This window comes from Streptomyces sp. NPDC003691 (genome assembly GCF_053981115.1).
Genome location: NZ_JBSFNQ010000031.1, coordinates 49,242 through 69,065, shown reverse-complemented (window position 1 = coordinate 69,065; position 19,824 = coordinate 49,242). Strand labels below are relative to the sequence as shown.

Genomic DNA, 19,824 nt, shown 5'->3' with positions numbered 1-19,824 from the left:
GCAGGTACTCCGCCGGGAAGAAGCGGAAGGAAAGGGTGGACCGACGTGCTCAACATCCTCGACCAGATCTTCGCACCCGGCAGAAAGCACACCGACGACGAGCAGAAGAGACTGGAGCTTTCACGGGTCGACGTGGGTGCGGCGGACCCCTCGCGCGGCCCGGTGGACCTCGCTTCCGGCCGGGTGACCGTACGCCTCCCCGGCGGCGTGCCGGACGGAGCGGCGCCTCCCGCGGCAGCCCCCGCCACCAGTGGCCCGGACCGCCCCGCTCCACCGTCGGGCTCCGCCCCGGGGACGTGACGGGACGGCCGGCCCCATGGGGACCGCTCCTGCCCGCCCGGCCCCGGGCGGGCAGGAGCAGGGCTGCGGCTCCCGAAGGGGCCGGGCGCGGGGGTCCGGTGCCCCGGAAGGCCGGGCTCGCCCGCCGGGGCGCGGAGAGCGGCGGCCGGGGCGCTCGCACCGGCCCGGCGGACCCGGAACACCGGTCGACGGCGGCGCCCGCTCCCGGGGCAGGTCCGGGGAGCGGTCCCGGCCCGGGGTGGACCCGGGGAGCGGTCCCGGCCCGGGCGGGCCCGGGGAGCGTCCCGGCCTGGGGCGGGCCCGGAGGGCGGGCCGGGGCCGGGGTGGGTCAGTCGGCCACCGGTGCCGCGAGTGGCACGGGCTCCGACGGGAAGAGGCGGAGGCGGTGGGCCATCGCGGCCGCCTCGCCGCGGCCGGAGACGCCCAGCTTCCCCAGGATGTTGGAGACATGGACGCTCGCCGTCTTCGGGGAGATGTAGAGCGCCTCGGCGATCTGGCGGTTGCTGCGGCCCGCGGCCACCAGCCGGAGGACGTCCTCCTCCCGGGGCGTGAGGCCGAGGACCGGGCCGGGCGCGGGCTCGCCGCCCCCGGGCTCGGCGGGCCGGTCCGGGGAGAGGCCGATCCGGGCCCGCTGGGCGAGCAGGGCGAGTTCCTCCGTCAGCGGCCGCGCTCCGAGTTCGGCGGCGGTGCGGGCGGCGGCCCGCATCAGCCGGGCGGCGCCGTCGCGGTCGGTGGGCAGCAGGGCCTCCGCCCAGCGGCGGCGGACCACGGCCAGCCCGTAGGGGAAACCGGCCTTCTCGAAGGCCTCGCCCGCCTCCGCCCAGTCGCCGGGGGTGTCCTCGCCCCGGGCGCGGAGCAGTTCGGCGCGGACCCAGCGTTCGTGACCCACCCACAGGGGGACCGTGGCGGCGAGTCCCCGGGCGAGGACGCCGATCCGGTCGAGGATCTCCGCACGGCCCTCCGCGGCCAGGGGCAGCCCGCGGGTGTCGGCCTCCATGGTGGCCACGGCACGCAGCAGCGGCCAGGCGTAGCGGTAGGAGCCGGGCGCGAAACCGTCCGCGGGGACGGCGCGGAAGAGCGCCCGGGCGTCGGCGACCCGGGCCTCCGCCGCGGCGACCCCGATCGCGACCGTGTCGATCCCGAGGCCGCTCTGCGGGGTGGGGCCCTCGGTGCCGAAGTGGGACCTGGCCTCGTGAACCCACCGGGACGCGGCGGTGATGTCCCCGCGGCCCAGCTCCAGCACGGAGAGGACAAAGGCGGCCCAGCCCCGGGGCTTGGGGCCGTTGCCGACCTCCAGAGCCCGTTCCGCGGCGGTGCCGGCCTCGTCCCAGCGCCCCAGGGTGTAGCAGGACTCGGCCAGATTGACCAACACCCAGGCCTCGGTGCCGACCAGCCCGTGCCGGGAGGCCACCTCCAGGCCCTCCTTCAGCAGGGCCACGGCGTCCTGGGAGCGCCCGACGCTCTCCAGGGTGTGCGGCAGGTTCGCATGGCTGCCCGCGATCAGATGGGGGATGCCCAGCTCCAGAGCACGGTCCTTGACCGTGTACATCTCGGCGAGGCCCTCCTCGATATGCCCGGCGTCGGCGAGGAAACCGCCGAGGGAGAGCCGGGCCGACAGCTCGGTCTCCTCGTCGCCGACCATCCGGGCGTACTCCACGGCCCGTTCGGCGGTGGCGAGACCGTCATGGCCCGGGGCGTGGGCCCGGCACCAGTGGGCGACCGCGGTGAGGACCTGGGCGTGCACCACCGACGGCGGCAGCCCGCGCACCAGTTCCTGGGCCTCGATGAGCTCCGGGTGGCCGTCACCCCGGCCGAGCACCGACACCAGCTTCGCCCGCTGGATGCAGAACCATGCGGCGCGCAGCGGATCGCCCTCGCCGAGCGCAAGCCGCTGACCCCGCCGGGCGATCTTCAGCGCCCGCTCACGGTCCCGGCTGAGCGTCCCCGCGACGGTCGCCTCGGCGATCAGGTCGAGGAAACGCAGGGGGTTGGTCTCGGGGTCGCAGCGGCACGGCGGATACGCCTCCGCGTAGTCCATGGGACGCAGTTCGTCCCGGATGCCGTCGGGCACGGTGTCCCACAGCTCCATCGCCCGCTCCAGCAGCCACAGCTGCTCCGAGTAGGCGTGGCGACGACGGGCCTCGACGGCCGCGCCGAGCACGGCGGGGAGCGCCTTCGCCGCGTCGTGCGCGTGGTACCAGTAGCCCGCGAGCCGCATGGCCCGCTCCTCGTCCGGGACCAGTGCCGGATCGGCCTCCACGGCCAGGGCGTAGGCCCGGTTGAGCCGGGACCGCTCGGGCGGCAGCAGATCGTCGCTGACGGCCTCCCGCGCCAGGGAGTGGCGGAAGCGGTAGCCCCCGCCGTCGGCGGTGGGGTGGAGGATATGGGCTTCGACCCCGGCACGCAGCGCCTCGATCAGCTCGTCCTCGGAGAGCCCGGCGACGGCGAGCAGCAGTCCGTACTCCACGGCGGATCCGCCCTCGGCGAGAATCCGCACCACCCGCTGGGCCCGCTCCGGCAGCGCCTCGACCCGGACCAGCAGGATGTCGCGGAGCGAGTCGGGCAGTCCGCAGGGGCTGCCCTGGGCGAGGCTGCGGGCCAGCTCCTCGACGAAGAAGGCGTTGCCGTCGGAGCGTTCGAAGATGCTGTCCACCATGGACGGTTCGGGCTCGGCGGTGAGTATGCCGGTGAGCTGGCGGCGCACCTCCGCCCGGTTGAACCGGGTGAGTTCGACGCGCTGTACGGTCCTGGTCCGCTCCAGCTCCGCGAGGAACGGCCGCAGGGGATGGCGGCGGTGGACGTCGTCCGAGCGGTACGTCACCAGGAAGAGGAGTCTGCCCCGGCGCAGGGTGCGGGTGAGATAGGTGATCAGATGGCGGGTCGAAGCATCCGCCCAGTGCAGGTCCTCCAGGACGAGGACGACCGTGCGCTCCGCGGAGACCCGCTCCAGCAGCCGGGTCGTCAGCTCGAAGAGGCGGGCCAGTTCCTCGTCGTCGTGGCGGCCGCCCCCGCCGCGCGGGGCATCGCCCAGCTCGGGCAGCAGCCTGGCCAGCTCCTGTTCATGGCCGGCGGCCGCGGCGGCCATCTCCTCCGGCATCAGACGGCGCAGCGAGCGCAGCGCCGCCGAGAAGGGGGCGAACGGCAGCCCGTCGGCGCCGATTTCGACACAGCCGCCGACGGCGACGGCCGCTCCCCTGCGGCACGCCTCCTCCCACAGCTCCTCGATGAGCCGGGTCTTGCCGACGCCCGCCTCGCCGCCGACGAGCAGCGCCTGGGGGTCCCCGCCGGGACGGCCCCCGTCCTCCCCCGCGGCACGGCTCAGCGCACCGGTGAGCAGTGAGAACTCCCCGGCGCGGCCCACGAACACCGGACTGACGTACCTGGTCTCCACGCTGCCGAGCATCGCACAGTCGTCCGATACGGAGACACCCCCGGCGGGATGCCCTGTGGACAGCCCTCCGGGGGTGGCGCTGCGCCCGTTCACCGGACGGCCGTTCAGGCGGCGGGGACGTAGCGGTCGGACGCCGTCACCCGCCCCTCCCCCTTCTTGGCGGCCCGTCTGCCCGCCCGGCGGACCAGCCGGGCCAGCCGGTACTCGTCGGCGCGGCGGATCAGCTCCGCGCGGTGCAGCGCCGATGCCTGGGCGGCGGGGTGGGTGTGGAAGAGGTATTCGGACACGGTGTGCTCCTTCGGCCGGTGCGGTTCCGGCGGGTTTTCCGCCGTGCCACTACTCTCCGGCCCCAGCCGGTGCCGCCGCATCGGGAGAGTGCGGTATCCCGGGCCGCCGTACGCCTTAGAAGGACCGCCCCGGACCCCGGCTCCGGGGAGCCGCGGCCTAAGCACCCTCCTCAGATGCCTCAGACCTCTGGCGCCGGACGCCCCGGGACCCGGCGCCCGGTCCCCGGAGAGGCGCCGCGGGGACCGGGAAGGGCCCTCGCCGTGGGCGCCCGGGAGGCCCGGGAGATCCGGGAGATCCGGGAGATCCGGGAGATCCGGGAGATCCGGGAAAGGCCCGGAACTGAACCGGCCGCCCGGCTACCCGGGTGCCGTACCGGCCGGTTCAGCCCCGCCCCGGGGCCGGGGGTACGGGCCGGAGGTAGGGCGTGGTGGTGGCGAGGGCGCGGAAGCCGAGACGTTCGAGGACGGGGCGGCTCTGCGGGCCGGCATCGACCTGGAGCCACCGGTATCCGCGGGCCGCGGCAGTGCGGGCGCGGTGGGCGACGAGGGCCCGGTAGATGCCCCGGCCGCGCCACTCGGGGTGGGTGCCGCCGCCCCAGAGGCTCGCGAATCCGGTGCCGGGGTGCAGGTCCATCCGGGCCGCGCAGACCGGGACGTCCCCCGCCAGGGCCAGCGACATCACCGTGGTGTCCTGCCCCAGTTGGCTCAGGAGCTGCTCGCGCATGCCGTCGGCGGAGCGGCCGAAGGCGGTCCCGTGGACCCGGTCCATCAGCTCCACCCCGCCGGGGTCGGTGACATCGGCGATGCGTACGCCGTCGGGGAGGACGGGCTCCCGGGGCAGTCCGGCGACGGCGGCGACCATCAGGGTCTCCGCCTCCTCCGGGACGAAGCCCGCGGCGAGCAGCCGGTCCGCGAGATCGGCGGGCCGGTCGTGGGAGTAGAGCTTCCACTCGGCCTCCACTCCGAGCGCCGCGAAGTGGGCGGCTTCGGCGGCGATCACGGCATCGGCGGTGGTCTCGTCGAGCTGCGACCAGAGGACGCCGTTCCAGCTGGGGCCGGTCATCCGGACCAGGTGCCCGAGGCGTTCGACCCGGACCCCGGGGCTGTCGTCGACGAGGTCCCGGCGCAACTGCCGGTCGAAGAGGGCGAGCAGCTCACGGGGACCGGTGCGGTCGGCGGGACCGGGCTGCTCCCCGGGGCCGGTGCGGTCGGCGGAGCCCGTGCTGTCGGCGGAGCCGCGAAACGGGCGGGCGCCCTCGCCCGTACCCGTACCGCCGCCCCCCGGATCCGTACCGCCGGACGAATCCACGGGGCCGCCGGAGCCGCCCTCCGCCCGCCCGGAGGCGGTGCCGTCGGCAGGGCCGGTGCGGTTGGTCGGGTTGGCGCGGGCGGCGGGCCGGTCGGCGGGGTCAGGGGCTGTCATCCGCCCATTGCAGCACCGGGCCCGGCGCGCGGCCACGGGTTTACGGCCCCGGCGGCGCACCGGGCCATCGGCGGGGCATCCCGGCCGCACCGGGCCCTCGGCGGAGCGCACCGGCCGCACACCGCGGACGGAGCGCACCGGCCGCGTACGTACCGCCCCGCGCCGGGCGCTGCCGGACCGGGCTCAGCTCTCCGCCGCCGCCACCGCGCCGCCCGCCCGCAGCTCGCGCCATTCGGGGGCGAGCACCGACCACACCTCCAGGTCGTACCGCTCGCCGTGGTGGACGAAGGACTCGCGGAGCACCCCGTCGCGCCGCATCCCCAGCCGCCGGGCGACGTTCAGACTGGCCGTGTTGGCGGACGCGGCGACCCATTCGACGCGGTGGACGCCGCGGACGTCCACGGCCCAGTCGAGCAGGATCCGCGCGGCCTGGGTGACCAGTCCGCGGCCGACCGCGGCGGGCTCCAGCCAGCACCCGGCCTCGGCGGTGCCCGCCGCGGCGTCGAGGGAGACGAAGAGCACGCCGCCGACCAGGGTGCCGTCCAGCCAGATGCCGAAGATCCGGCCGCCGTCGGCCGCCTGCCGGTCGGCGTACTTCCGGAGCAGCGCGCGGGCGGCCTCCAGGTCCCGCGCGGCGTCGGCGAAGCCGATGTACCGGCCGATGAACTCCCGCCCGCGGTCGACATGGGCCAGGAACTCCGCGGCCTGCCAGGGCTCCAGGGGCCGTAGCTCGGCCGTCTCGCCGTCCCGGGCGCTGAGGGGTATCGCGAACATGGTCATCCGTTTCTCGGTGGTACGTCGTACATCCCGCCCGGGGACGAGCGGCGGGCCGGGGCGAGGGGCTCCCGCACCGCCTCCTCGCGCGGCTTCGGCTGTCCGGGGATCCTGGCGCGCCGCCGCGGTTCCGGCCCCTCGATGGTGATCCGGGGCAGGGCCCGGTCCAGCCAGCGCGGCAGCCACCAGTTGGCGCCGCCGAGCAGATGCATCAGGGCGGGCACCAGCAGCGTCCGCAGGACGAAGGCGTCCAGGGCGACGGCGACGGCGAGCGCGATGCCGAACATGGCGATCACCCGGTCGCCGCTGAGGACGAACGCGAGGAACACCGAAATCATGATCACCGCGGCCGAGTTGATCACCCGGCCGGTCTCGGCGAGCCCGACCCGTACCGCCCGCCGGTTGTCGCCGGTCTCCAGCCACTCCTCGTACATCCGGCTGACCAGGAAGACCTGGTAGTCCATGGAGAGCCCGAAGAGCACCGAGACCATGATCACCGGCAGGAAGGGCTCGATGGGCCCGGCCCGGCCGAGGCCCAGCAGTTCGCTGCCCCAGCCCCACTGGAAGACCGCGACGACCACGCCGAAGGACGAGGCGACGGCGGCCACGTTCATCGCCGCCGCCTTCAGGGGGATCCCGACGGAGCGGAAGGCGAGCAGCAGGAGCAGACAGCCGAAGGCGACGACCGCGCCCACGAAAAGCGGCAGCTTGCCGACGATGACCTCGGCGAAGTCGTCGTATCCGGCGGTCACCCCGCCGACCAGGACCGTCAGGGAGGTGCCGTCGGTCGCCCGGGGCAGCAGGTCCGTACGGAGCCGGTCGACCAGTTCGCTGGTGTCCTTGGACTGCGGGGCCGAGTCGGGGACGACGGTGAGGACGGCGGTGCCGCCGTTGCCGCTGTACGCGACCGGGCCGGCCGACGCCACGCCCTTCGCGCCCCGCAGCGCCTCGGGCAGCCGGTCCATGGCCGCCCGGTCGGCGCCGCCGTCGATCCGGGCGACCAGGGTCAGCGGGCCGTTGACGCCGGGCCCGAAGCCGCCGCCGGAGCCCTCCCCCTGCCCGGGGCCGCCGTGCGCCAGCAGGTCGTACGCCTGGCGGGTGGTCGAGGAGGCGGGGTTGTTGCCCTGGTCGGAGGTGCCGAGATGGAGGGAGAACGCGGGCAGCGCGAGCACCGCCATCACCACCAGCGCCACCGCCCCCAGCAGCTTCGGACGGCGCTCCACGAAGACCGCCCACCGGGCCGCGAAGCCGGTCGGCAGCTCGGGGCGGGGGCCGTGCTCGGCGAGCTGCCGCCGCTCCCGGCCGCTGAGCGCGCGGAGTCCGATGTACGACAGCAGGGCGGGCAGCAGGGTCACCGAGGCCGCCACGGTCAGTACGACGGTGAGCGCGGCGGCGATCGCGACGCCGTTGAGGAAGTCCAGCCGGAGGATCAGCATGCCGAGGAGGGCGATGCAGACGGTCGCCCCGGCGAAAACGACGGCCCGGCCGGTGGTGGCGACGGCGTTCCCGGCGGCCTCGGCGACCGGGAGCCCGGCCCGCAGGCCCCGGCGGTGCCGGGTGACGATGAAGAGGGCGTAGTCGATACCGACGCCGAGCCCGATGAGCATGCCGAGCATGGGCGCGAAGTCGGCCACCGTCATCACATGGCCGAGGAGGACGATGCCCGCGTAGGCCGTGCCGACCGACACCAGGGCGGTGGCTATCGGCAGCAGGCTGGCGGCCAGGGAGCCGAAGGCGAGGAAGAGCACCACGGCGGCGACGGCCACTCCGACGGCCTCGGCGAGATGGCCGGGGGAGGATTCGGTGAGCCCGGCGGCGGGTCCGCCGACCTCGACCTGCACCCCGTCGCCCGCCGCGGACTCCGCGGCCGTCAGGACCGCGGTGACCTGGGAGCGGGGCAGTTCGGCCGCGGGCCGGTCGAAGACGATCTCGGCATAGGCGGTACGGCCGTCCGGACTGATCCGTTCCGCGCCGTCGGCTCCCCCGGCTGCCCCTGCTGCCCCGGCTGTCCCGCCGTTTTCGGCGCCGTAGGGCCCGCGGACTGCGGTCACCCCGTCGAGTGCGGCGATCTCGTCGAGCAGCCCGGTCATCCGGTCCTGGACGGCGGGGGCGCGGACGCTGCCGCGCTCGCTGTGCCAGACGACGGTGTCGCCCTCCCCGGTCCGGCCGGGGAAGCCCTCCGCGACGAGCGCGGCGGCCCGGCCCGATTCGGTGCCGGGGACGTCGTAGTTGTTGGAGTACGCGGTTCCGGCCGCGGCAGCGGCGGCGGCGACGCCCGCGAACGCGGCCAGCCAGACGAGTACGGCGGCGAGTCGGTGCGCGATGCACCACCGGGCGATGGCTGCCAACGGACGTGCTCCCTGGTGGTTCGTGGATCTTTGGCCGGGAGTAGGGAACAGCCCGCAAAGAACGCGAAGAAGCTCACAGAAGTCCGGGCGGCGGGAAGACGCCTGCCCTTGAGGGGCACTCTGCCAGCCAATCGTGATCGTTTGCCCCTTTGAGTGCACTTTCGTGGGCTTCCTCACAACACCGACCGTTCCGGCCCGCTACCGGCCGCTGCCGGGCCGGTGATCGGTACCGGTCCGGGCGCACGGGCCGTCCCGTCCCCGGCGGCCCAATGCGCGCCGTACGCGCTCCCGTTGGGTACGGGGACGGCGGCACGTTGTCGGCGGCGGCTGGCACGATGGACGGCATGGAGACCACGGGGACCAACAGGCCGATCCGGGACCCGGACACGGCCGCCGCTCTCGCCCGTGCGCTGCACGAAAGGCCCGGGGAGTTCATCGGCCGCGATCCGGTGCCGGTGCTCTCCTTCGAGCCGGGTGCTTCGCTCCGGGACCGCCGGGAGGCCCTCGGACCGGTGTACGGGGCGATCGTGGCCAGGACCGGCGAACCGACGCTCCGCGGGGGCTCGGCGCGCGGCCCCGATGTGCGCTGGCGGGACGCCCGGCGGACGGTGCTGCTGAGCGGGGCGGGCCCCTGGGCCCTGCTCTCCGTCCACGACACGGCGGCGCTGGAGGCCGCCGAGCGGCGTTCGTTCGACTGGGGAGGCGCCTGGTCCCGGGACGAGCCGCACGATCCGGGCCTGCTGCCGTATCTCTGGCGGCTGGACCGCGGCGGCCCGGGCGAACCGCCCGCCGACTATCCCGCCGGATGCCCGCTGCCCGGCCTCGACCACTTCGCCAGCGCCCTGGAGCTGCTGCTGGCCGCCTGGGTGGAGCAGCTCCCGGTGCAGGTCGGCGACGACTGGGCGGCGTTCACCCTGACCAGCTCGGCGGACCGGGGCCGCCGCTTCCAGCTCTCGTACGCCCGCCGGGACGGCCTGCTGGTCTCCGTCGACGACCGGGACGGCGAGGACTCCCCGGAGCGCGGTCTGCTGATGCGCGCCCGCGGCTGGCACTGCCGGGACCGCGGCTGGTGGCAGTCGGAGTTCCCGGACCCGGACCGCTCCCAGGCCGCCGAGGCCGCGCGTACGGTACTCACCGAGCTGCGGGCCCGCGGCACCGCCGCCCCTGACCAGCTCCGCGCCCGCGACGCGAGCTGCCGCGACCGCGGCACCCTCCTCCTCCCGGGCCTGGGCATCCGCACCTGACCCGGCGCCGGACGCCGCCGCCCGGCCGCCGGGGTGCCCCGCCCGGAGGCCCGGGCCCGGATTCCGGGGCCCGGGCCCGGCCCCGAAGCCCCAGCAGCAGGCGAAAGGGCGGCCCCCGGGGGGACCGCCCTTTCGTACGTGCTCCGGCCGCAGGCCGTCCGTCAGCCCTCGGAGACTCCGAGGCGCTCCAGGATCAGCTCCTTGACGCGGGCCGCGTCCGCCTGGCCGCGGGTGGCCTTCATGACCGCGCCGACCAGCGCGCCCACCGCCGCCACCTTGCCGCCGCGGATCTTGTCCGCGATCGCCGCGTTCCCGGCGATCGCCTCGTCGACGGCGGTGCCGAGCGCACCGTCGTCGGAGACGACCTTCAGACCGCGCTTCTCGACGACCGCGTCCGGGTCGCCCTCGCCCGCGAGCACGCCGTCGATGACCTGGCGGGCCAGCTTGTCGTTGAGGTCACCGGCGGCGACCAGCGCGGCCACCCGGGCGACCTGCTCCGGGGTGATCGGCAACTCGTCCAGGGACCGGCCGGACTCGTTGGCGTTACGGGCCAGCTCGCCCATCCACCACTTGCGCGCCTGGTCCGAGGGGGCACCCGCGTCCGTGGTGGCGACGATCAGGTCGACCGCGCCCGCGTTCAGGATGGACTGCATGTCGTGCTCGGAGACGCCCCACTCCTCACGGAGCCGGTTGCGGCGCAGGCGCGGCAGCTCGGGCAGGGTCCCCCGCAGTTCCTCGACCCACTCCCGGGCCGGGGCGACCGGCACCAGGTCGGGCTCGGGGAAGTACCGGTAGTCCTCCGCGTTGTCCTTGATCCGGCCGGAGGTGGTGGAGCCGTCCTCCTCGTGGAAGTGCCGGGTCTCCTGAACGATCTTCCCGCCGGACTCCAGTACGGCGGCGTGCCGCTGGATCTCGAACCGGGCGGCCCGCTCGACCGACCGCAGCGAGTTGACGTTCTTGGTCTCCGAGCGGGTGCCGAAGACCGTGGAGCCCTTGGGCATCAGCGACAGGTTCACGTCGCAGCGCATCTGGCCCATCTCCATGCGCGCCTCGGAGACCCCGAGCGCCCGGATCAGCTCGCGCAGCTCGGCGACGTACGCCCGCGCGACCTCGGGGGCCCGCTCACCGGCGCCCGTGATCGGCTTGGTGACGATCTCGATCAGCGGGATGCCGGCCCGGTTGTAGTCCAGGAGGGAGTGGGACGCGCCGTGGATCCGGCCGGTGGCACCGCCGACGTGCGTCGACTTGCCGGTGTCCTCCTCCATATGGGCGCGCTCGATCTCCACGCGGAAGACCTCGCCGTCCTCCAGCTGGACGTCCAGATAGCCGTTGAAGGCGATCGGCTCGTCGTACTGGGAGGTCTGGAAGTTCTTCGGCATGTCCGGATAGAAGTAGTTCTTCCGGGCGAAGCGGCACCACTCGGCGATCTCGCAGTTCAGCGCGAGGCCGATCTTGACGGCCGACTCCACGCCGATCGCGTTGACGACGGGGAGGGAGCCGGGCAGGCCGAGACAGGTGGGACAGGTCTGCGTGTTGGGCTCGGCGCCGAGCTCGGTCGAGCAGCCGCAGAACATCTTGGTCCTCGTACCCAGCTCGACATGGACCTCCAGGCCCATGACGGGGTCGAAGGCGGAGAGTGCCGCCTCGTACGAGACCAGTTCGGTGATGGTCACAGGAGAAACTTTCCCTCTCAGCCCAGCAGGACGTCGTCGTCGCCGAGGCGCTTCAGCTCGCGCACCAGCAGGGCGATGCCCGTGACGATGGCGGCACCGGTGATCACGGCGTCGACGAGCCGCAGCGTGTCGTGCTCGTCGCGGGCGCTCCGGACCTGCTTGTAGACACTGAGCGCGCCGAACGCGGTCGTGCCGATGGACAGGTAGGTGCCCGCCTTCGACTTCTTGAAGCCCTTGGCCTTACTGAACGCGCTCACAGCGACGGTGCCTCCTCCAGCAGTGGGTGTCCCCACTTTTCCACGAACGCGGCCTCGACGGCGGCGCCGACCTTGTAGAGGCGCTCGTCCTTCATGGCCGGGGCGATGATCTGGAGGCCGACCGGCAGGCCGTCCTCGGGCGCGAGTCCGCAGGGCAGCGACATCGCGGCGTTCCCGGCCAGGTTGGTCGGAATGGTGCACAGGTCGGCCAGGTACATGGCCATCGGGTCGTCGGCGCGCTCCCCGATGGGGAACGCGGTGGTCGGCGTGGTCGGCGAGACGATCACGTCGACCTGCTCGAACGCCTTCTCGAAGTCCTGGGTGATCAGCGTCCGGACCTTCTGCGCGCTGCCGTAGTAGGCGTCGTAGTAGCCGGAGCTGAGCGCGTACGTACCGAGGATGATCCGCCGCTTGACCTCGTCGCCGAAGCCGGCCTCACGGGTGAGGGCGGTGACCTCCTCGGCGGACTTCGTGCCGTCGTCGCCGACCCGCAGGCCGTAGCGCATGGCGTCGAAGCGGGCCAGGTTGGAGGAGCACTCGGAGGGCGCGATCAGGTAGTACGCGGAGAGCGCCAGGTCGAAGGAGGGGCAGTCCAGCTCGACGATCTCGGCGCCCAGCTCCCGGAGGAGGACGACGGACTCGTCGAAGCGCTGGAGGACCCCGGCCTGGTAGCCGTCGCCGCGGAACTGCTTGACGACACCGACCCGCATCCCCGCGACGCTGCCGTTGCGGGCGGCCTCGACGACCGGCGGGACCGGGGCGTCGATAGAGGTGGAGTCCAGCGGGTCGTGGCCGGCGATCACCTCGTGGAGCAGGGCCGCGTCCAGCACCGTACGGGCGCAGGGGCCGCCCTGGTCCAGCGAGGAGGAGAAGGCGACCATGCCGTAGCGGGAGACCCCGCCGTAGGTGGGCTTGACGCCGACCGTGCCGGTGACGGCGGCGGGCTGGCGGATCGAGCCGCCGGTGTCCGTGCCGATGGCCAGCGGGGCCTGGTAGGCGGCGAGGGCGGCGCTGGAGCCGCCGCCGGAGCCGCCGGGGATCCGGGTCAGGTCCCACGGGTTGCCGGTGGGGCCGTAGGCGCTGTTCTCGGTCGACGACCCCATGGCGAACTCGTCCATGTTCGTCTTGCCGAGGATGACGACGTCCGCCTCCTTCAGCCTGCGCGTCAGGGTGGCGTCGTACGGCGGGATCCAGCCTTCGAGGATCTTGGAACCGACGGTGGTCGGGATGCCCTCGGTGGTGAAGATGTCCTTCAGGGCGAGCGGTACGCCCGCGAGGGGGCCGAGCTTCTCGCCGGCCGCGCGCTTGGCGTCGACCGCGCGGGCCTGGGCGAGCGCGCCCTCCCGGTCCACGTGGAGGAAGGCGTTGACCTTCTCGTCGACCGCGTCGATCCGGGCCAGGTGGGCCTCGGTGACCTCGACGGCCGTCAGTTCGCCGGAGGCGATCTTCGCGGCGATCTCGGCCGCGGTGAGCTTGATGATGTCCGTCATGACGTTCTTAGTCCTCCCCCAGGATCTGCGGCACCTTGAAACGCTGCTGCTCCTGGGCGGGGGCGCCGGAGAGCGCCTGCGCGGGCGTGAGCGACGGACGGACCTCGTCCGCGCGCATGACGTTCGTCAGCGGCAGCGGGTGGGAGGTCGGGGGTACGTCCTGGTCGGCGACCTCGGCGACACGGGCTACCGCGCCGATGATGTCGTCGAGCTGACCTGCGAAGTGGTCGAGTTCTTCGCCGGACAACTCCAGACGTGCCAGCCGGGCGAGGTGGGCGACCTCCTCGCGCGTGATGCCAGGCATGCGGAGATCCTCATCAGGGTGAGTGTGGGTGTTTGGCCCAATCCTATGGGGCGGCGCCCGGTGCTCACGAAACGGTTTGGCGTCCACGGGGTGACCCGGCTGTTTCGCACCCCGCCCGGCGGCCCGCTCAGGACCGCGCCCTCCCGCCCCGCCCGGCAGGGGCACGGCACGCGCGGGCACGGCGGGAGTACGGGCGGTACGGGTACGGACCCCGCGCCCGGCCGGGGCGCGGGCGCCGGGCGGAGACACCGGGCAGGGCACCGGGCGCCGGGCGAGGCAGCCCCCGGGGCGGCCCGCTCTACCGGTGCGCCCCGCGGGGGAAGGGCGGGCGTCTCCGTCCGTGCGCCCCGCAGGGGATCGCGCGCCCCGCAGGGGCAGGGCGTCAGGTGGGCAGCGGGTCGCCCGGGCGGTGGCCCGCGTTCGCGGCGGCCGGGCGCTCCACGGCGGGCTGGGCGGGCGGCGGGGGTACCGGCTCCGGTGCGGCATGGGCCGCCGTGTCGTCCTGGCGGTGCCAGCCGCGCTCACCGCGGGCCCGCAGCCAGGCCGTCGTCTCGTGCGGCGGCATCGCCGCGGCCACCAGCCACCCCTGCACGGCGTCGCAGCCCAGGTCCCGCAGCCGCTCCCAGGTCTCGTCGTCCTCGACGCCCTCGGCGACCACCAGCAGCCCGAGGGAGTGCGCCAGGTCGACCGTGCAGCGGACGATCTCCGCGTCCTGGGTGTCGACGGCGAGCCGGGCCACGAACGAGCGGTCGATCTTCAGCTCGCTCACCGGGAGCCTGCGCAGATGGACCAGGGAGGAGTAGCCGGTGCCGAAGTCGTCGAGGGACATCCGCACCCCGTGGTCGGTCAGCCCGGCCAGGGTGTCGGCGGCCTGCTGCGGGTCCTCCAGCAGCACATGCTCCGTTATCTCCAGCTGGAGCGCGCCGGCGGGTACCCCGTGGCGCGCGAGGCGCGCGGCGACGAAGCCCGCGAACCCGGGAGTGTGGACGTCGCGCGGCGAGACGTTGACGGCGACCGGGACGTTCAGCCCCTGGGCGCGCCATTTGGCGACCTGCCCGAGCGCGGTGTCGAGTACGTACTCCGTGAGGAGCGGCATCAGACCGGAGGACTCGGCGATCGCGATGAACTCGTCGGGCGGCACCCGACCCCGGTCCGGGTGGACCCAGCGGACCAGCGCCTCCAGACCGGCGACATGGCCGTCGAAGCGGACCTTGGGCTGGTAGTGCAGCTCCACCTCCCTGGCGTCCAGGGCCCGGCGGAGGTCCCCGAGGAGCCCCAGCCGGTCGGGCGTGTTGCTGTCCCGCTTGGACTCGTACACCTCGACGCCGGTCCGGTCCCGCTTGGCCTGGTACATCGCGACGTCGGCGCGGCGCAGCAGCCCCTCCGCGTCCTGCGCGTGCTCGGGGAAGACGGCGACCCCGGCGCTCGCCTCCAGGACCAGCGTGAGCCCGTCGAGGTCGAGCGGGGAGGACAGCTCGGCGGCCAGCTGCCGGGCGACCCGCTGGGCGCTGGTGATGGAGTCCGTCGTCGGCAGCAGCACCGCGAACTCGTCGCCGCCGAGCCGGGCCGCCTCGGCCCCGCGGGGCAGCGCGGGCCGCAGCCGCTGCGCTATCTGGAGGAGCAGCCGGTCACCGGCGAGATGGCCGAGGGTGTCGTTGACGGAGCGGAAGCGGTCGAGGTCGATCAGGACGAGGGCGGCGCGCGAGCCGCCGGCCTCCGCGTCCTCCAGGGCGGTCCAGGTGCGCTCCAGCAGCCACTGCCGGTTGGGCAGTCCGGTCAGCGGGTCCCGGAGCTGTTCCTCGGCCCGCAGCCGGGCGATCCGGAGCGTGGAGTCCAGGGCGATCAGCGGTACCGCGAACAGCGGCAGCAGCAGCGGCCGGGAGACGGCGACCACACAGATCAGGGGGGCGATGCCCAGCAGGGCGACGGCGACCAGGCCCTGGCGCACCAGCGCGGTCCGGGCGATGGTGGGCACTCCCTGGGGCTGCGGGGTCCGCACGTACCACAGCAGCAGCCGGGTGACCGCGAGGTACGCCGCGGCCGCGAGGACCACTTCCACCGCGGCCCCGATCCCCCAGTCCAGTGGTGACCAGGGGTTCTCCACGCTGGGCGTGCGGCCGGACAGGGAGAGCACCAGGCCCGCGGCGCCGACGCCGAGGACATCGGCGGAGCCGTGGAGCAGTCCGCTCCGCCGCCGGTTGCGCCGGACGGCGCCGACCAGACCGACGACGGCGATGCTGACCAGGGCGGCCGGGACCCAGCCGTAGAGCAGCAGGACGGCGAGGGTGAGCGCGGCGCCGGAGCCGGTACCGCCCCACCAGCGGTCCCGGCCGAGGGCGACCAGATGGCCGACGACGATCCCGGTGAGGACGGCGAGGGACCAGCCGGTGGTGGCGTCGGGGAAGAGCGCCCGGCCGTCCGCCACCGCCGCGGCGACCCCGGCCCCGACGGTGATCGCGGCGGCGGCCGTCGTGGCGGCGGGCAGTCCGGGCGCCAGGCCCGCAAGTCCGCCTGTCAGGGCCGCGATCCCCCGCAGCCTCGGGACCGGGGCGGCGCTCTCGGTGGGTTCCATTCCCGTCCCTCTCACAGCCGGCAGTGCCGATCGTTCCGCGATGGTTCCGGTGATTCCCGTGGTTCCCGTTCTCATGCCACCACGACTGAAATCCCATCACTCGGCCGTGCACGACAGGGCGCACGCCTCAACAGTAGGCCGCGGCGCGCTCCGACGAGCGGCGCTCTACTGCTCTTGCCCGAATGCGACCCGGTCACCCTTATCCATCTGCTATGCGCTGAACGGGTGACTGTTACCGGTCGTTCCGTCCCCGGGCGGAACGTCTTGTTCCCGCCCTGTACAGCCGGTGCGTACGAGGAGCGGGCGCCGGGCGCGCGCCCGGCGCCCACCCCCGTATCACGCCTCTGCCGGCACTGCCGCCTCACGCGCCGCTTCGGGCCCCTGCTCCAGCAGGACGACGAAGCCGCTCTCGTCCAGGACGGGCACCTTGAGCTGCATCGCCTTGTCGTACTTGGAACCGGGGTTCTCCCCGACCACCACGAACCCCGTCTTCTTCGAAACGGATCCGGTCACTTTCGCGCCGAGGCTCTGGAGGGCTTCTTTCGCGCCATCCCTGGTGTAGTTCTCCAGGGTTCCGGTGACGACGACCGTCAGGCCCTCCAGGGGACGCGGGCCCTGCTCCTCGTCGGCGCCCTCCTCCTCCATCCGCACCCCGGCCGCCCGCCACTTGCGCAGGATCTCCTGGTGCCACTCCTCGGCGAACCACTGCTTGAGGGAGGCCGCGATGATCGCCCCGACGCCTTCGGTGGCCGCCAGCTCCGCTTCGTCCGCCTGCTCGATCCGGTCGATCGACCGGAACTCCCGGGCCAGCGCCTCCGCCGCGACCGGGCCGACATGGCGGATCGACAGACCGGTGAGGATCCGCGCCAGCGGCCGCTGCTTGGCCGCCTCGATGCTCTCCAGCAGCGCCAGGGTGTTCTTCTTGGCCTCGCCCTGCTGGTTGGCGAAGACGGTCGCCGTCTTCTCCTCGCCCGTCTTCGGGTCCCGCTTGGGCAGTCCGCTGTCCTGGTCCAGGACGTACGCCACGATGGGCAGCAGCTGCTCCACGGTGAGGCCGAACAGGTCGCCCTCGTCCTTCAGCGGCGGTTCGGCCGGCTCCAGGGGTCTGGTGAGGGCGGCTGCCGTGACATAGCCGAAGTGGTCGATGTCGAGGCATTTGCGGCCCGCGAGATAGAAGAGCCGCTCCCGCAGCTGCGCCGGGCAGGACCGGGCGTTGGGGCAGCGCAGGTCGACGTCGCCCTCCTTCATCGGGCGCAGCGGCGTACCGCACTCGGGGCACTCGGCGGGCATCGCGAACTCCCGCTCGGTGCCGTCCCGCAGGTCCACGACCGGGCCGAGGATCTCCGGAATGACATCACCGGCCTTGCGGAGCACCACCGTGTCACCGATGAGAACACCCTTGGCGCGGACCACGTCCTGGTTGTGGAGGGTGGCGAACTCGACCTCGGAGCCCGCCACCTTCACCGGCTCGACCTGGGCGTACGGCGTGACCCGGCCGGTGCGGCCGACCCCGACCCGGATATTGACCAGCTTGGTGTTGACCTCCTCCGGCGGGTACTTCCAGGCGATCGCCCACCGGGGGGCGCGGGAGGTGGAGCCCAGCCGCCCCTGGAGCGGGATCTCGTCGAGCTTGACGACGACACCGTCGATCTCGTGCTCCATCGAGTGGCGGTTCTTCCCGTAGTACGCGATGAACTCGCGGACGCCGTCGAGGGAGTCGACCACCTTGTTGTGGCGGGCGGTCGGCAGCCCCCACTCGTGCAGCAGCTCGTAGGCGTGGGAGAGGCAGTCGATGGTGAAGCCGTCGCGGGCGCCGATGCCGTGGACCACCATGTGCAGCGGGAGGGTCGCGGTGACCCGGGGGTCCTTCTGGCGGAGCGAACCGGAGGCGGAGTTCCGGGGGTTGGCGTAGGGCTGCTCCCCGGCGGCGACGCGGCGGGCGTTCAGCTCCTCGAAGGCGTCCATCGGGAAGTAGACCTCGCCGCGGATCTCCACCAGATCGGGGACCCGGTCGCCGGAGAGCCGCTCCGGGATATCGGCGATGGTGCGGATATTGGGGGTGATGTCCTCGCCGACCCGGCCGTCGCCGCGGGTCGCCGCGCGGACCAGCCGGCCCTTCTCGTACGTCAGGTTGACGGCCAGGCCGTCGACCTTCAGCTCGCACAGGAAGTGGAAGCCGGGGGTGCCGACGTCCCGGGCGACCCGCTCGGCCCAGGCCGCCAGCTCCTCCTCGTCGAAGGCGTTGTCGAGGGAGAGCATCCGCTCGCGGTGCTCCACCTTCGCCAGGTCGGTCTCATAGGCGCCGGCCACCTTCTGGGTCGGCGAGTCGGGGGTCCGCAGGGCCGGATACCGCTCCTCCAGCTCCTCCAGGGACCTCATCAGCGCGTCGAACTCCCCGTCGCTGACGACGGGCTGGTCCTTCACGTAGTACCGGAAGCGGTGCTCCTCGATCTCCCCGGCGAGCCGCGCGTGGTCCTCGCGCGCCTGCGGGGGCAGATCGGCGCCGGCCTGCGCCGCCGCCAGGTCCGTACCCTCCCGCGGGGCGTCCTCCGCGCCGCCGTCCGCGGGCTGTTGCGTCCGCTCGATGCCCGTCACCGTCGTGTCCTCCTGATTCGCCGGCTCTGGCCGGTCACCCGTCACGCTGCGCCCGCCGCCCCCACTACCACCCCGAGTGGTTACTCAGGGTTGTCCGCGAGCGAACGTGCGGCCCGGACGCAGTGGGCGAGTGCGGCCCGGGCGTACGCCGGTGAGGCACCCGCCAGCCCACAGGTCGGGGTAATGACCACGGAACCGCTCAGCGTCCCCGGATTCAGCCCCAGCCTGCGCCACAGCGTCCTGACACCCATGACGCTACCTGCCGGGTCCGACAATCCGGTGTCGGTGGAGGGCACGACTCCCGCGAAGAGTGTCGTCCCGCCTTCCACCGCTTCCCCGATCGCCTCCTCGTCACGCTCGGTGAGGAGTCCGAAGTCCAGCGAGATGCCCGCGGCCCCGGCCCGGCGCAGCAGGGCGACGGGCACGTCCGGCGCACAGGAGTGGACGAGGACGGTCCGGTCGCCGATCACCTCGCGCAGCGCCGCCTCCACCACCTGCCGGTCCACCGCCCGGTGGGTGCGGTAGCCGCTCGCGGTGCGGACCTGTCCGCGCAGTACGGCGGTGAGGGAGGGCTCGTCGAGCTGGAGGACGACCCGGGCGCCCGGGACCCGCCGCCGTACCTCGGCCAGATGCGTACGGAGCCCCTCGGTCAGGGAGGCGGTGATGTCGCGGCAGGCGCCGGGGTCGCCGAGCGCGGACTCCCCGGTGCGCAGTTCCAGCGAGGCGGCGAGCGTCCAGGGGCCGACCGCCTGGACCTTCAGCACTCCCTCGTAGCCCTGGGTGAACTCCTCCAGGGCGTCCAGGTCCTCGCCCAGCCAGGAGCGGGCCCGGCGGGTGTCCCGGCCGGGCCGGTCGCTCACCCGCCAGCCGCTGGGCTCGACATGGGCGTACATCTCGACGAGCAGGCCGAGGGTCCGCCCGATCATGTCGGCGCCGGGGCCGCGGGCGGGCAGCTCCGGGAGATGGGGGAAGGCCTCGAAGGACCCGGTGACGGTCTTCGCCGCCTCACGGGCGTCGCCGCCGGGCAGGGATCCCACTCCGGTGGCCGCGCCCCGGGGGAAGTCGCTCTTCTCGCTCACCCCGGAAGGGTACGTGCCCGCCCGGGCCCGCCCCGCTCCGGACCTGCGCCGGGGCGGAGGCGGGGGCGGGCCTGGGACGGGGACGGG

Annotated in this window: 14 protein-coding genes; 2 read left to right on the top strand and 12 right to left on the bottom strand. The window is 74.0% G+C overall.

Annotation, left to right across the window (positions count from 1 at the left end; genetic code table 11):
• Positions 1–45 precede the first annotated feature (45 nt).
• Complete coding sequence (locus tag ACWDR0_RS17075) at positions 46–300, top strand: DUF6191 domain-containing protein (protein WP_456352484.1); 255 nt, start codon at positions 46–48, stop codon at positions 298–300.
• Between the two features lie 328 nt (positions 301–628).
• Here the strand turns inward: ACWDR0_RS17075 and ACWDR0_RS17070 are convergent, their stop codons facing one another.
• The 5 genes from ACWDR0_RS17070 to ACWDR0_RS17050 form a co-directional block, all read right to left on the bottom strand.
• A complete protein-coding gene (locus tag ACWDR0_RS17070) occupies positions 629–3,703 on the bottom strand; it encodes a helix-turn-helix transcriptional regulator (protein WP_456352483.1) in 3,075 nt (1,024 codons plus the stop codon).
• 92 nt (positions 3,704–3,795) lie between these two features.
• Positions 3,796–3,978, bottom strand: coding sequence for a hypothetical protein (locus ACWDR0_RS17065; protein WP_456352482.1), 183 nt, complete (start codon positions 3,976–3,978; stop codon positions 3,796–3,798).
• Between the two features lie 382 nt (positions 3,979–4,360).
• Complete coding sequence (locus tag ACWDR0_RS17060) at positions 4,361–5,131, bottom strand: GNAT family N-acetyltransferase (RefSeq protein ID WP_456352497.1); 771 nt, start codon at positions 5,129–5,131, stop codon at positions 4,361–4,363.
• A gap of 453 nt (positions 5,132–5,584) precedes the next feature.
• Entirely contained in the window at positions 5,585–6,175 is a 591-nt protein-coding gene (locus tag ACWDR0_RS17055; RefSeq protein WP_456352496.1) for a GNAT family N-acetyltransferase, read from the bottom strand.
• A gap of 2 nt (positions 6,176–6,177) precedes the next feature.
• Positions 6,178–8,523, bottom strand: coding sequence for an MMPL family transporter (locus ACWDR0_RS17050; protein ID WP_456352481.1), 2,346 nt, complete (start codon positions 8,521–8,523; stop codon positions 6,178–6,180).
• Between the two features lie 344 nt (positions 8,524–8,867).
• On the opposite strand from ACWDR0_RS17050, the gene ACWDR0_RS17045 reads away from it, so the two are divergent.
• Entirely contained in the window at positions 8,868–9,767 is a 900-nt protein-coding gene (locus ACWDR0_RS17045; protein WP_456352480.1) for a hypothetical protein, read from the top strand.
• Between the two features lie 161 nt (positions 9,768–9,928).
• On the opposite strand, the gene gatB is transcribed toward ACWDR0_RS17045, so the two are convergent.
• From gatB to ACWDR0_RS17010, 7 genes are all read right to left on the bottom strand, one after another.
• Complete coding sequence (gene gatB, locus ACWDR0_RS17040) at positions 9,929–11,440, bottom strand: Asp-tRNA(Asn)/Glu-tRNA(Gln) amidotransferase subunit GatB (protein WP_456352479.1); 1,512 nt, start codon at positions 11,438–11,440, stop codon at positions 9,929–9,931.
• A gap of 17 nt (positions 11,441–11,457) precedes the next feature.
• Positions 11,458–11,697, bottom strand: coding sequence for a hypothetical protein (locus tag ACWDR0_RS17035; protein ID WP_456352478.1), 240 nt, complete (start codon positions 11,695–11,697; stop codon positions 11,458–11,460).
• Positions 11,694–13,187 carry an Asp-tRNA(Asn)/Glu-tRNA(Gln) amidotransferase subunit GatA gene (gene gatA / locus ACWDR0_RS17030; protein ID WP_456352477.1) on the bottom strand — a complete coding sequence of 498 codons (1,494 nt, stop codon included), beginning with the start codon at positions 13,185–13,187 and terminating at the stop codon, positions 11,694–11,696. The genes ACWDR0_RS17035 and gatA overlap by 4 nt, the downstream gene beginning before the upstream one ends.
• A 7-nt stretch (positions 13,188–13,194) precedes the next feature.
• Positions 13,195–13,491 (bottom strand): Asp-tRNA(Asn)/Glu-tRNA(Gln) amidotransferase subunit GatC, encoded by a 297-nt coding sequence (gene gatC / locus ACWDR0_RS17025; RefSeq protein WP_006346410.1) that lies wholly within the window; start codon positions 13,489–13,491, stop codon positions 13,195–13,197.
• Positions 13,492–13,873: 382 nt separating this feature from the next.
• On the bottom strand, positions 13,874–16,063 hold the full coding sequence (locus ACWDR0_RS17020; RefSeq protein WP_456352476.1) for a putative bifunctional diguanylate cyclase/phosphodiesterase: 2,190 nt from the start codon (positions 16,061–16,063) through the stop codon (positions 13,874–13,876).
• Between the two features lie 336 nt (positions 16,064–16,399).
• On the bottom strand, positions 16,400–18,586 hold the full coding sequence (gene ligA / locus ACWDR0_RS17015) for an NAD-dependent DNA ligase LigA (RefSeq protein ID WP_456352495.1): 2,187 nt from the start codon (positions 18,584–18,586) through the stop codon (positions 16,400–16,402).
• 152 nt (positions 18,587–18,738) lie between these two features.
• Entirely contained in the window at positions 18,739–19,737 is a 999-nt protein-coding gene (locus ACWDR0_RS17010) for a methionine synthase (protein ID WP_456352475.1), read from the bottom strand.
• Positions 19,738–19,824 lie beyond the last annotated feature (87 nt).

What these genes read in the sequence shown, in the direction of transcription:
- ACWDR0_RS17070 (WP_456352483.1), bottom strand. Translation starts at nt 3,703, where the DNA reads ATGCTCGGCAGCGTGGAGACCAGGTACGTCAGTCCGGTGTTCGTGGGC.
- ACWDR0_RS17055 (WP_456352496.1), bottom strand. Translation starts at nt 6,175, where the DNA reads ATGTTCGCGATACCCCTCAGCGCCCGGGACGGCGAGACGGCCGAGCTA.
- ACWDR0_RS17045 (WP_456352480.1), top strand. Translation starts at nt 8,868, where the DNA reads ATGGAGACCACGGGGACCAACAGGCCGATCCGGGACCCGGACACGGCC.
- gatA (WP_456352477.1), bottom strand. Translation starts at nt 13,187, where the DNA reads ATGACGGACATCATCAAGCTCACCGCGGCCGAGATCGCCGCGAAGATC.
- gatC (WP_006346410.1), bottom strand. Translation starts at nt 13,491, where the DNA reads ATGCCTGGCATCACGCGCGAGGAGGTCGCCCACCTCGCCCGGCTGGCA.
- ACWDR0_RS17020 (WP_456352476.1), bottom strand. Translation starts at nt 16,063, where the DNA reads ATGGAACCCACCGAGAGCGCCGCCCCGGTCCCGAGGCTGCGGGGGATC.